Annotated in this window: 12 protein-coding genes; 7 read left to right on the top strand and 5 right to left on the bottom strand. The window is 58.1% G+C overall.

Annotation, left to right across the window (positions count from 1 at the left end):
- Positions 1 to 14: 14 nt before the first annotated feature.
- Entirely contained in the window at positions 15 to 473 is a 459-nt protein-coding gene (locus tag AABA21_RS11655) for a carboxymuconolactone decarboxylase family protein (RefSeq protein ID WP_338250028.1), read from the bottom strand.
- A gap of 178 nt (positions 474 to 651) precedes the next feature.
- On the opposite strand from AABA21_RS11655, the gene pdxR reads away from it, so the two are divergent.
- Positions 652 to 2160, top strand: coding sequence for a MocR-like pyridoxine biosynthesis transcription factor PdxR (pdxR, locus tag AABA21_RS11650; protein ID WP_338250026.1), 1509 nt, complete (start codon positions 652 to 654; stop codon positions 2158 to 2160).
- Here pdxR and AABA21_RS11645 read toward each other — a convergent pair.
- From AABA21_RS11645 to AABA21_RS11635, 3 genes are all read right to left on the bottom strand, one after another.
- Positions 2155 to 2958 carry an isocitrate lyase/PEP mutase family protein gene (locus AABA21_RS11645; RefSeq protein ID WP_338250024.1) on the bottom strand — a complete coding sequence of 268 codons (804 nt, stop codon included), beginning with the start codon at positions 2956 to 2958 and terminating at the stop codon, positions 2155 to 2157. The genes pdxR and AABA21_RS11645 overlap by 6 nt on opposite strands.
- A 126-nt stretch (positions 2959 to 3084) precedes the next feature.
- Complete coding sequence (locus AABA21_RS11640; RefSeq protein WP_338250022.1) at positions 3085 to 3876, bottom strand: NIPSNAP family protein; 792 nt, start codon at positions 3874 to 3876, stop codon at positions 3085 to 3087.
- A gap of 66 nt (positions 3877 to 3942) precedes the next feature.
- The gene (locus AABA21_RS11635) at positions 3943 to 4455 is read right to left on the bottom strand and encodes a DUF1579 domain-containing protein (RefSeq protein WP_338250020.1); all 513 of its coding nucleotides are present in this window, start codon (positions 4453 to 4455) and stop codon (positions 3943 to 3945) included.
- 140 nt (positions 4456 to 4595) lie between these two features.
- On the opposite strand from AABA21_RS11635, the gene AABA21_RS11630 reads away from it, so the two are divergent.
- A complete protein-coding gene (locus AABA21_RS11630) occupies positions 4596 to 5555 on the top strand; it encodes a helix-turn-helix transcriptional regulator (protein ID WP_338250018.1) in 960 nt (319 codons plus the stop codon).
- Positions 5556 to 5611: 56 nt separating this feature from the next.
- On the opposite strand, the gene AABA21_RS11625 is transcribed toward AABA21_RS11630, so the two are convergent.
- On the bottom strand, positions 5612 to 6082 hold the full coding sequence (locus AABA21_RS11625; protein WP_338250016.1) for a PLD nuclease N-terminal domain-containing protein: 471 nt from the start codon (positions 6080 to 6082) through the stop codon (positions 5612 to 5614).
- Positions 6083 to 6403: 321 nt separating this feature from the next.
- Between AABA21_RS11625 and AABA21_RS11620 the strand changes: the two genes are divergently transcribed.
- The 5 genes from AABA21_RS11620 (at position 6404) to AABA21_RS11600 (ending at position 13112) form a co-directional block, all read left to right on the top strand.
- Positions 6404 to 6817, top strand: coding sequence for a hypothetical protein (locus AABA21_RS11620; RefSeq protein ID WP_338250014.1), 414 nt, complete (start codon positions 6404 to 6406; stop codon positions 6815 to 6817).
- 343 nt (positions 6818 to 7160) lie between these two features.
- Positions 7161 to 7658 (top strand): protease pro-enzyme activation domain-containing protein, encoded by a 498-nt coding sequence (locus AABA21_RS11615; RefSeq protein ID WP_338250011.1) that lies wholly within the window; start codon positions 7161 to 7163, stop codon positions 7656 to 7658.
- Positions 7651 to 8529 carry a S53 family peptidase gene (locus tag AABA21_RS11610; RefSeq protein WP_338250009.1) on the top strand — a complete coding sequence of 293 codons (879 nt, stop codon included), beginning with the start codon at positions 7651 to 7653 and terminating at the stop codon, positions 8527 to 8529. Before AABA21_RS11615 ends, AABA21_RS11610 begins: the two co-directional genes overlap by 8 nt.
- 1041 nt (positions 8530 to 9570) lie before the next feature.
- Complete coding sequence (locus AABA21_RS11605; RefSeq protein WP_338250007.1) at positions 9571 to 11322, top strand: ABC transporter ATP-binding protein; 1752 nt, start codon at positions 9571 to 9573, stop codon at positions 11320 to 11322.
- Complete coding sequence (locus AABA21_RS11600; RefSeq protein WP_338250005.1) at positions 11319 to 13112, top strand: ATP-binding cassette domain-containing protein; 1794 nt, start codon at positions 11319 to 11321, stop codon at positions 13110 to 13112. Before AABA21_RS11605 ends, AABA21_RS11600 begins: the two co-directional genes overlap by 4 nt.
- The last annotated feature ends 5 nt before the right edge of the window (positions 13113 to 13117 follow it).

Below are 13117 nucleotides of genomic sequence, written 5' to 3'. Positions count from 1 at the left end.
CGATGCAACGGTTATTAATGTTCGGATGGCTTGTAATGGCCGGGCTCGCTGCGGAAGCTGATGGCGAAGCGGTTCCAGGCGTTGATGGCGGCCACGAGCAGGGTCAGATTGGTCAGTTCGGTCTCGCTAAAGTGCGCCCGCACCTGCTCATAGACCTCATCGGGCACGTGATCAATCGAGATCAGAGTCAGCTTTTCAGTCCACAGCAGGGCGGCCCGCTCGCGCTCGCTGAAGAAGGGGGTCTCCTGCCAGACCGGCATGGCGTACAGGCGCTGCTCACTTTCGCCGCCGGCCCGCGCGTCCAGACTATGCATATCCACACAGTAGGCGCAGCCATTGATCTGCGAGGCGCGTAACCGCACCAGTTCCTTCAAGGAAGGCTCAAGGCCACAATCGGCGATATACGTTTCCAGCCCGTTCATGGCGCGCATGGCTCCCGGGGCCGCTTTTCTATAATTCATACGTGGGGCCATAAAAATACATCTCCTTCTGAAGGACATCCCCGCCGTCTCAAGGTGACGTTTCTCACTACGTTCAATAATCAGATAATAGCATCTTAATGGTCTTGTTAAAAGAGCCATTTCTATGTACAATAAGAGGGCCATTAGGAGTCGTAGTGAGCCTGTAGCAGGTAGAAGAGATGAGCAGCATATGCCTAAACGAATCGCGCGCAGCCAGAGGCCGGAGATTACGCTGGACCAGTACGCGGCGGCACCATTATATAAGCAGTTGTATGAGCGCCTGCGCGCGGAAATCCTGTCGGGACAATTAGAGGCGGGAGCGCGACTCCCCTCGACACGCACGCTGGCCAGCGAGCTTGGGGTATCGCGCAATACGACGGCCCTGGCTTACGAACAGCTATTGATGGAGGGATACATCGAGAGCAAGGTGGGCGATGGAACACGGGTAGCGCACCTGCAACCAGAGCAGACGCTGCAGGTGCGCAGGAGCGGCCGCAGGCCCACAGCTAACCGGCAGCCGGTCACGAGGGATGAGCTACTGGGGCGGCGTGGCCAGCTACTCGCCGGTCTGACCTGGCTGGAAGAGGAAATGCATCCGGACGGCACGCTCAATACCGCCTTCAGGATCGGCCAGCCGGATGTGATGTCCTTCCCCTATGAAATCTGGGCGCGACTGATCTCCAGACATGCCCGCCAGTCGCTGAGCACCTTCACGGCGTACGCGGACGCGCAGGGCTACGCGCCCCTGCGTGAAGCCATCGCGGCCCACATCGGCATTACGCGTGGCGTCCACTGTTCACCTGAACAGATCATCCTGACGGCTGGCGCGCAGGGCGCCCTGGATCTGCTGGCACGCGTGCTGCTGGACCCCGGCGACGTGGCGTGGGTTGAAGATCCCGGCTATCCGGGGGCGCGTGGAGCATTGCTGGGGGCTGGTGCTACGCTGGTTCAGGTGCCGGTAGATCAGGAGGGCATCGATGTTGAGGCGGGCAGACGGCTCTGCCAGCAGGCACGATTAGCGGTGGTGACACCCTCGCACCAGTTTCCTACCGGCGTCACCATGAGCCTGAACCGGCGATTGGCCCTGCTCGAATGGTGCAGGGAAGCCCGAGCGTGGATCGTCGAGGACGACTACGATAGCGAGTTTCGCTTCAGCGGACGCCCACTGGAGGCGCTGCAGGGACTCGATAGCCGTGGACGCGTCATCTATATCGGCACCTTTAGCAAGGTGCTCATTCCCTCCCTGCGTCTGGGCTACCTGATCGTGCCGCCCGCGCTCCTCAAAGGTATGGTGGCGACGCGCCGCCTGATCGACGTGTACCTGCCCCTGCTGGAACAGCTGGCCCTGACCGACTTTATCGTCGAGGGCCACTTCGCACGCCACCTGCGCAAGATGCGCATCCAGTATCTTGAACGCCGCAACACCCTGGTGGAGGGGCTACGAAAGGAGCTGGGAGACAGGGTAGACGTGATGGTACCCCAGGCGGGGATGCACCTGATGGCCTGGCTCCCTACGGGTCTGGATGCCCGGCATGTCGCGCGGCAGACGACCCGGCACGGACTGCTTACCACCCCGATTGTACAGAATTCTCAGCATGCCAGCGCGCGCCAGGGTCTGATGCTGGGCTTCGCCAACGCCACCTCGATGGAACTGGAAGCCGCCGTCAAGATCCTGGCGCGGACATTCAAGGAGCTATAGCCCGGCGTTTAGCTTCTCAAATGATCCATGCTCAAGCACCTCAACGGCAACGGCGCGCAGGTGGGCCAGCATCGAATCCATCAGGGAATCGGCCAGGCTCACTCGGGCCACGCCCAACCGCTCAAGCTCGGCCAGCGTGGTCCCGGCTCGGCCGCCCATGATATTGATCGGCCCATCGATGGCCTGGACCAACCGGCCAATGGTCTCATAATCAAGGTGCGCGATCGGATAGACGCAGTCCGCCCCGGCCCGCAGATAGGCGTTGGCCCGGCGCACGGCATGCTCAAAGCGGTCCTCAGGCTCGCCGATCTTGAGCAGGAAGACATCGACGCGGGCATTGATCACAAACGGCACATCCAGCTCGGTCGCCAGCTCGCGCAGGGCCGTCAGCAGCTCAACCTGGTATGACATATCCACCAGACCGCTCCCCGGCTGCTTGCGCGAATCCTCGATATTGATGCCCACTACGCCTGTCGCCATGGCCTCCCTGACCGTCTGCAGCACCTCCGCGATCGAACTGCCGAAGCCTGCCTCGATATCCGCCGTCACGGGCAGGTTCACCACGCGCGTAATGCGGGCCAGCGCCTCAACCAGCATCTCACGCGTAATCCGCTGCCCATCCTCATACCCCAGCGCAGCCGCCACACCTGAACTGGTGGTCGCGATGGCAGGAAATCCCACCTGCTCAATCACCTGGGCGCTGGCGGCATCCCACACATTGGGCAACACCAGCATCGGCGCTCCCTGGTGCAGAGACCGAAAACGCCGCGCCCGCTCCTTCTGTAACCCGCTCTCCATAGTAGACCTTTCGCTTTCTATTTCAGGCTGTCTGAAAACCTGTCGAGCTATCCATCCAATGAAGCCTACTATACGGTGAAAGTGGACAGGGCACAAGGACCACTTTCATCCATCCTGATAGGTCCATTATTCGTTCGGATCACTTCGGCGATGGCGCAGCAGAGAGCGTCTGGTTGGTTGCAATTCCAGCACCTCTTCAGGTCCAATCGTCCGGTCACGCAAGGCGGGAGCCAGCGAGGTCCTCCATGTTGGATCGCTGGCTAACGCGGAGCGATACGCATGGTAGGCGGCCTCATCAGCGAAGGAGGCAAGCCAGATAAAGAAATACTCGCCCTCACGGACCGGCAAAGCGGGAAAGGTATTCTCACTGCTCTCGGTAATAAATTGGCCCAGGATGTGCGCCCCTGCCGCCTGCAGCACCGGTGCCATCTCTTGCGTAAATAAAGTAACGAATTCGGACGCGACCGGCGCAGCAAAAGCGTATAGCGTCGCGAGCATAAAGCCGCCTGTGGTCTCGGGCGCGTCCAGTGCGGGCCTGCTGGACGGGTCTACATGAAAAGAGGAGGCAGGGTGCGCGGGTCTGAACAATAATACATTGTCGGAATCGATCATCGTATCGTTGGCAGCCGCGCGATGCGCCTGCCAGATGGGACCATAATAAAAGCCTTCAAGGGCCCGGCGACGACTCTCCATATCCGCAAAGCCACGCAGCCAGACAAATTGGTCCGGCCTGTTGAGATCGCGAAACAGGCCAATGATGCGCATCCCATACTTTTCCTGTCCCTCGATAAAATGTTCCTCGAACAAAGCAATCAGCTCATCCCTGCGTCCCGGTTTGAGCGTATACCGGCGCAATTCAACGAGCGGGCAACACTGCTCTACAGCCCTCATCGACGCTTGCGTTATATCATCAGACATCTTGTCTGCTCCTTTTCTTTATCGATAAGCGAGGCTCTGATAAGAACCTCGCCCACGCTATCGGGGTTATTCAGCCCGGGTAAAATTCATGATCCAGTTTGTGTCCCAATGCTTGCCCTCATCAAAGGAGAAGGCCTGCTGCCAGCGTGCCGTGGTCGCGGTCATTTCGTCCCAGATATAGCGCACGTGCAGTGGTTTGCCATCAGAGGTTTCAACGGCCTGGAAAAAGGTGCCGACGCCATTTTCAAACGAGCCCCAGAGTGGCCGAAAATCGAGGGGATTGCGATTATCGATCCAGACGATGGCCCATTGTCCGGTGGCTGGCTCGAAGGCTTTGACGCTATACCCCAGTGCTCTTTCACCCGAGGGCAGCGTCGCCTCCCAATGCTCGACCACCGCCCGGCCATCGAGCTGTTTTTCAAATCGGTCGCGGCCGCGAAACTCTTCCCAGCTCGCCTCATCCTCGGGCATGGCCTGGTTCTGGAGCAAGTGTCCTTTCTTGCGGGTATTCAGTACGGTCCAGCTGCCAATCAGCGCGTCGAAATCGTGCGCGCCAGATGGTTGGCTATGGTGACTCATGGCGGGATTCCTCTCTTTGCTATTCAACCTCGGCCCAGATCAATCAGCCGTCTGTGTTTGAGTATAAGGGGAAAAGGTGGTACTATTGACCCTGATTAAAGTGAATTGTTGAATTTTCACCGTGAGGAGTAAGAAAGAACGTGGTCTATCGTCCAACGGCCCGTGTGTTGACGGTGCTGGAACTGCTACAAACGCACGGCCGCATGACGGGCGCGGAGCTCGCTCGTCGCCTGGAAGTCAATATTCGCACGGTGCGAGATTACATTCAGATGCTGGGGGATCTCGGCATCCCGGTGGAAGCCGTGCGGGGACGCTACGGGGCCTATCGCCTGCGACCGGGCTATAAGCTTCCGCCGCTGATCTTTACGGAAGATGAAGCCCTGGCCTTGACGCTCAGCCTGCTCATGGCGCGTGAGCATGAGCTCGCGCAGACCTCGCCCGCCTTTGAGGGGGCGCTGACAAAGATCGAGCGGGTCCTGCCAACCACGACCCGTGAACATGTCCAGGCGGTCGAGCAGACGGTCATCATTGAAAGTGATGCGTATCGTGCCGCGCCCGCGCTGGCGGTGGTTACCATATTGAGCTCGGCCGTTCATCGTAGACGCTGTGTTTGTCTGGGCTATCGCTCGGCGCGCGCGGAAACGACGAAACGCACGTTCAGTCCTTACGGGATTATGGCTCATGAGGGGGTATGGTATACCATCGGCTATTGCCATCTGCGGCAGAGCCAGCGCCTCTTGCGGCTGGACCGCATCACGCGGGCCGCATTGACGGACGAAACATTTCCGAGCCCGGAGAACTTTGATATGCGAGGCGCGGTGCTGCGGTCCCTGGCCTCCGTTCCACGTGTATGGCAGGTGGAGGTATGGCTGGAGGCGACACTTGAAGAGGCCCGGCGCAAGAGCCAGCTCACACAGGGCCATTTTACAGAGGGAAACGGGGGTGTTCTCCTGCGCGTTGAAGTTGAAGACCTGCAATGGATGGCCCGCCTGCTGGCCGGAATCGGCCTTCCATTCACCATCCACCATCCCCCCGAATTACGCACCGCCTTGCGCCAGCACGCCCAAACCATGCTCGATTACGCCGAACGGACCCCGTAGGTGTCGGGCTTGCCCCGACTTAATCGGCAGGCAGAACTCAAGATATCGCGGCGCCGTTATTGTTGCTGCTGCGTCTGCTCGGGATAGGTGGCCTGGGGGTATTCATAGGAGCTATATTCGGATGCCTGGATGGGTTCCTGCTCGGTTGGTGGATCGGCGCGGCGCGCATACCCCTGCTGATAGGGACGGTACTCCTCCGGACGCGTCTGTTCCGGCTCGCTCGGTTGATAATAAGGCTCGGGAGCACGTGGGGGCTGATAATACTGCTGCTGCCTATTCGAGGGATAGTAGTATTGCCGGGGCGGTTGCTGGTATGCCCGCGTGGTCCTCATCCTGATAAGAGCATTCCGTTTGGGCGCAAAGATCCAGTAGATGATAGCCCCGAAGATATGGGTAAAAAAGATGAATAAGAGCCAGAGGAGCTTTGCTCCCCCACCGAGAGCCCGGTTGCGAAAACAGTGCCAGAGTGCCCCGAACCAGATCAGCATCGGCACGACCATAACAAGCACTCCAATAAGATCTCTCAAGGCGCGGTCCTTTCCATACTCTGCGTCAATTTATTTCAACATATATTATTACGATTAGCATCCTCTATAGTAGCATGCATCGATAAGCAACACAAACGCATCGCTTATGTAGTGAATAGACGCAAATTACGGTCCAGCCTCAATGGAAGTGAGACTTTCGACCAGTCTCACGCGGAACAGCACATCTTATGGAAAAGATAGAGCTTCTATGCGCGTCCTAAGACGCCGCTTTATAGTATCTATAGGTAGATAGTGAACAAACCCTATAAGGATGGGGATTGGATAAATAGAGCATCAACGCAACTAATACAGGGGGCATCTATGTCAGCAGATACGCACAATCAGGATACGTTCCTTACAATCCATAATTCCGGTTCAACCAACTTTCCGGGTTATACTATCACGATCGATAACGCTGGTAGCGGCACGCTGGTCTATGAGGAATGTCGCTATGCGCCTGAGCGACCGCAGTGCCAGAAAGAAGATAAAATCTTTTCGCCCCAGACCTTCCAGCTCTCACCGATCCGTCAGGTCCTCTCTCAGATCGGCTCGATCCAGAATCTACCCAGCCATTCCTGCATAAAATCAATCTCCATGGGTTCGAGAACACATCTATCCTACCAGGGGCAACAAAGTGGTGACATCTCATGTATAACCTCTTCCGACCCGCCCCTCTATAATAGCTTAAAAAAAGAGATCGATGCCCTCGTTGCTCAAGCGACCCGTTCATCATAAACCTCGTCGGACCTCAAACAGTTCACCACATCGCTAATCCTCGGGTCACGCTGCCACTTTAGCACCTCCTGACATCCAGAGAAGAGTCATGTAGAACATCACGTCTTTACCTCCAGGCATTATGCTAACGCGATGCGCACTCAGCTCCGCTTTGCATCACTGTTTCCTCTACCTATCATACACAATAGTGTTCATGCATCCCTCTAGACATTCTATGCCATATCATGCATATATATCATTTTCTATATTTTTTATATTATATATAGTAATTACAGTAATTTACCCATATAATTGTAATTTTATGTTTTTATGTGGCAAGGATGCTATGAACAGGAGAAGTGATATGAAAACAAGTATTCCTCAAGCGATCATCAGGCTTGTCGCGCTCACCATGATCCTGGCGATCGGGTTGGCCGGGCCAATTGCTCATTCGCACGCGGCTACGCCTCCCGGCCAGGTCGCTCTCCCCGACAATACCGCGCTCCGCCTGGGCAATGCCCGCGCGCTGACCAGCCTCCCCATGAATCCTAAGACCCCGATAATGATCGAATTGGTGCTGGCGATGAACCATCCCGAACAAGCCAGGTCATTTATCGACGCGCTCTATGATCCTCAATCCCCTTCGTATCATCATTGGCTGGCAACCGGTGCCTTTAATGCTATCTTTGGCCCCACACCAACTCAGGTGCAGGCGGCGAAATACTTTCTAGCCTCATCCGGCCTGACGGTTCTGCCGCAAGTGCCGGGGAATAGCGCATTTCTCATCGCCGCACAGGGACCAGAGCGCAGTGTTGAGGCCGCCCTCCATACCTCTATCAGGTACTACCAGGGGCGTGAATGATGACACAGGCCTGGTGAATCAGTACTTCCGCATTGCCACTGATAATCTGGCCGACGCTGCTAGCACCAGTTGGTTACTATGTGAGCCGCTCGTTACCCCATCCGTTATACCGGCAGAAAATACCGCCTTCATGCAGATGGCCAGTCAGGGCCAGAGTATCTTTGCTGCCTCAGGAGATGATGGAGCCTTTGGTTGTGCGCCAGATGGCTTCCCTACACTACTGGCTGTAGGTGATCCAGCCGCGCAACCCTACATGGCAGGTGTGGGTGGCACCTCATTCGCCGGCACCTTCGATCCTGGGAAGAATCCCCATCCAACGTATCCCCCTCTGCCTGCCGAACATGCCTGGGACGGCGGCGGTGGTGGCGCCAGTCAAGTCTGGGCCAGCCCGTCATATCAACGAGGTCCAGGCGTCTTTGAACCCGGCTTCAGCCAGACAGGGGCATACTGCGGTCAGCCAGCCGGGGTGCTCTGCCGTGAGGTCCCCGATGTTTCAATGAATGCCGATCCCGCCAGTGGCTATTCCATCTACTGCACCGATCCTGGCGTTAGCTTTTGTACCGGCTTCTTGCAAATCGGTGGCACATCTGCCGCAGCGCCACTCTGGTCGGCGATTGCGGCATTAGCAAATACGGCCCATAAAGGACGCCTTGGGCTCTTCAATTTCTTCGTCTACCACCTCAACTCGCCTGCCGGCTATCATCGTGCGTTCCACGATATCACGGTGGGCAACAACGGTCACTACCCTGCCGGACCAGCCTACGACATGGTCACTGGTATCGGGAGCCCCGACATTTTCGGCCTGGTAACCCTGTTTGAGAAACCACATCACGAACAGTGTCAGAAACACAATAAACACAGTAAGCGATAGCATCGCATACGACACGTCACGACACCCCGACCTTCTTTCCTGGAACCGAAGAAGGTCGGGTCTTTATAAGGAACGTAACGGAAATCCACAAGAAAAGGTGCCATTCATTTTTTCCACAAGGCAACGTTCCCCAAAACACGAAACGCCCCTTAAAAAGGGAACGTGATTGTAGGGACGACCTTCAACGGTCCGGGCTGCCAGCGCTAGCGACGGCAGCCCACGTCCCCCCACGATACCGCTTCCCATGGCATCCACGATGGGGAACGTGGTACCCGGTAAGGAACGTTCGCTTTTGGGTTCGTGTGCGGAACGTTCCTTACCGGGTACCACGTGGGGCGAGATGTTGTCTACGAGAAGCCGAACCGGCCGGGCACGTGGGACGCAATCGCTGACGCTCGCGTCCCGGTCGACCGTTGAAGATCGACCCTACAGGGGCATTTCGTGTTTGGGGGAGTGTTTCGTTTCCGGGGGCGTTCCGTGTTTCGGGGATCGCTGATGATGGCTCGGAGCGGCAAAAAAGCTTGACAAATCGCATGGCTTCTTTTATCCTTGTAGAGGACGCTGAAACCGGGATGAGCCCGGTGCCTACATTAATGATGGTTTTTATTCAGGAGTAGAAACATATGCCCGACTGCCGCTAATTCTGTACCGCTCCTCTTTTCAGAATGAGAGTGCGCCAGGTTTTCTTTGGCCCGATCTCTTGCCAGGCCGCTTGCTGTATTGTTGCAGGCAGGCCGCGAGAGCGTCTATTGGTGGCCAAAACGCTGGCAGGTACAGAAGGCATGTCTGAGGCACGCTATGGTTCGCGTTTTCTACGCCGGTTCGACCTTCGCGGTCGCTTTACCTCCGCGCTCCAAGATCATCCGCCTGCCAGAGGACATGTATAGCGGCAAACAACCTTCAACCTTTTTGCCATCTTCTGCCCTTCCCCCTCTACCCTCTGCCTGCGCCCACTGTGCATCTGGAAAGGGTCTTCGATTGACATTCTTCAGGCTATAAGAACAGCATTGTTGCAGGCCTGCTATTGTGAAAGGATGCACGGTGAGTTTGCGACCCTTTCGACGCTACTTTGTGCTGCTGGCGCGCTATCTGCGGCCGCAATGGCCCACGGCGCTCTTGATGTCGCTGTTGCTGCTGGCCAGTATCGCTCTGCAGCTGATCAATCCAAAGATTCTGGGCTACTTTATCGATACGACCGTTAGCCAGGGACTCTCTCAGGGACTGATGTGGGCGGCCCTGCTCTTTCTGGCCTTCTCGCTGCTCAATCAGGGCCTGTCAGTGGCCTCGTCGTATCTATGCGAGAAGGTGGCCTGGACGGCGACCAACGCGCTGCGCGGCGATCTGCTGGCGCGCGTGCTGACGCTGGACCAGGGCTTCCACAAGAGCCATACGCAGGGGGAGCTGCTGGAGCGCATCGATGGCGATGTCAATGATCTCTCAGACTTCTTCTCGAAATTTGTGGTGCACATGCTCTTTCATCTGCTGCTAATGGCCGGCATGCTGGTCGTGCTGACCACCATCGATTGGATGCTGGGCGTGAGCATGGGGCTCTACTGCCTGTTGGTGGTGGTGGTTCTGACCTGGATGCGGCGTACCACAGTGGATCGCTGGGTGACCGCGCGACAGGCCAGTTCGGAGTTCTTCGGCTTCCTGGGCGAGTCGCTGGACGCCGCAGAGGATGTGCGCGGCAACGGTGGCATGAGCTATATCTGGCGCCACTTCTATCAGCACTTCTATCGCTGGTACAGCACAACCTGCCAGGCCGGCTGGTCGGGAGCAACGCCCTGGATCATCTCGCAGGCGCTCTTCACGCTGGGCAAGGTGATCGGGCTGGTGCTGGCAGCGTATCTATGGAGCATCGGCATCGCCTCGCCCGGTACCGTCTACCTGATCTTCGTCTACAGCGCGCTGCTGATGGGGCCACTGGAGCAGGTGCAGTGGCAGCTCCAGAGCCTCTACCAATCCGAGTCGTGCATCCGGCGCATCGATGGTCTGTTCAAGACCACTGCGGCCATTCAGGATGGTCCGGGGACACACGTGCTGGCGCCGGGCGCGCCGGTGGTTTCGTTCGAAGATGTCTCTTTCGGCTATGCGCCAGATGAACCGGTGCTGGACGGGGTGTCATTCAGACTGGAGGCGGGTCGCGTGCTGGGGATCGTCGGGCGCAGCGGTGGCGGTAAGACGACGCTCTCGCGCCTGCTGTTCCGTATGTACGATCCGCAGTCGGGCCGGGTCTGCATCAACGGTGTACCGCTGCCAGAGCTGCGCGTGCGTGACCTGCGCCGACGCATGAGCCTGATCACGCAGGACATCCAACTTTTCCAGGCCTCGGTGCGCGACAACCTGACCTTCTTCGACCGCTCGATCCCCGATGAACGCATCGTAGAGGTGCTGGCAGACGTTGGCCTGCGAGACTGGTACCGGGCGCTGCCGCAACGGCTGAACACGCAACTGGGCGCGAACAACTATGGGCTCTCGGCCGGAGAGGCGCAGTTGCTAGCCTTCGCGCGCGTCTTCCTGACACAACCAGACCTGGTGCTGCTGGATGAAGCCTCGTCGCGCCTGGATCCACTGACCGAGCAGTATATCGAACAGGCGGTAGATAAATTATTCGAGGGACGCACCGGGATCGTCATCGCCCACCGGTTGGCCACACTGCGGCGCGCCGACGATATATTGGTGATCGAGAATGGACGCGTCCTGGAGGCGGGACCACGCCTGGATCTGGCGGCCAATCCGGATTCACACTTCGCCCGCCTGCTACAACATGAGATGGGAGGGATTCCTGTATGACGACAAAACTGTATCTAATGCTGGGTGGCCTGCTGCGCTACCGGCTCTTCTATGAGGTCAGAGGCGTATTGATAGGATTACTGAGCAACGGCGCCACCATCGCCTTTGGACTGCTGCTGCAGCAACTCTTCACGACGCTCTCACAGCGGCCGCATTTCGATCTGCGCCTGGGCATGATGCTATTGGCCCTGTTCGCGCTGACCATGCTCAATATGGGCATGACGTTCATCGGCTTTGACAACACGCTGAAGGTTCACTACCCGGTGCGTGGCCTGCTCAGCCGCAACGTACTGGCCCACCTGTTCAAGCAACCAGGGGCCAGGGCGCTGAACATGACGGCGGGCGAGGCGCTCAATATCTTGCGCGACGATACCGAGACCGTCGCCTACGCGCCAGGACTCAATCAGAGCGGACCCATGATCGGCGCGCTAGTAGCGCTGATCATCCTGTGGCGCATCAATGCCCTCATCACCATGGCGGTCCTGATTCCTCTGCTGCTGGTGGTCGTGCTGGGACGCCTTTGGATGAAGAACATGGCGAAATATCGCGAGGCCAGCCGCGAGGCCACGGGACAGGTGACGGGCATGGCCGGAGAGATTCTGGGCGCGGCCCAGGCCATCCAGGTGGCGGGCGCCGAGCAGCCGGTGGTGGCGCACTTTCGCCGTCTGAGCCAGCACCGCCTGGTCCAGATGCTGCGCGAGCGGCTGCAGAACGATACCGTCAATGCCGTGCTCGGCAATACCGTCGGCCTCGGTACAGGCCTTGTGCTCTTTCTGGCCGCGCTCAACGCGCACTCGGACCACCTGGGCATCGGCGACATCGCCCTGTTCATCTTCTACATGGAATACATTACCAGCGCCCTCACCGGATTGGGTGAAAACCTGGGCAAGTACGCCCAGGTGCGCATCGCCTTTGAGCGGCTACTCAGGCTGATGCAGACCAGGGGAAGGCAGGAGCGGCTGCTGGTCGAGCGCCACGCGGTCTCGCTCAAAAAAGGTCCCCTGCCGGTGGAAGATATACGTTTGGATCCTAAAAGTGATACGTTAGAGCTGGTAACGGCCACGCAACTTGAGTATCATTATAGTGCTAGTGGCAAGGGGATTGAGAGGGTCAATCTTCGCTTACCGCGCGGCACCTTAACGGCGATTGTTGGCAGAGTTGGCTCAGGTAAAACGACGCTGGTACGTACGCTGCTGGGCCAGCTCCCTTTACAGGGAGGTGAGATATGCTGGAATGGCCGTCCCGTTCCAGACGCGGCCACCTTTTTTGTGCCGCCCCGCGCCGCCTATACACCGCAGGTACCCCATCTCTTCAGCGATACGCTCAAAGAAAACATCCTGCTCGGACAGGGTGAGGCAGGCATAGATCTCTCGCAGGTGCTGCACCAGGCGGTACTGGAACAGGACGTGGCGACCTTTCCGCAAGGAGCACAGAGCAAGATCGGAAGTCGGGGCATGAAGCTTTCGGGTGGACAGGCGCAGCGCACAGCGGCGGCACGCATGCTGGCCCGACCGGCGCAGCTACTGGTGCTGGACGACCTATCGAGCGCCCTCGATGGAGAGACAGAGAAGCAGCTCTGGGAACGCCTGTTTAGCGGGCGCGATCAGACCTACCTGGTGGTGACGCACCGCCGCGCGGTTCTGCAGCGCGCCGACCAGATTATTGTGCTCAAAGATGGACGGGTGGAGGCACAGGGCACGCTTAATGAGCTCCTGTCCAGCAGCGCCGAGATGCGCCTGCTCTGGTCCCAGGCGCAACAGAATAGCGTCCCGGCCGCGAGCGAAACATAGTCCAA

The sequence above is a fragment of the Dictyobacter halimunensis genome (assembly GCF_036245075.1).
This window is presented reverse-complemented; position numbering and strand designations above follow the sequence as displayed.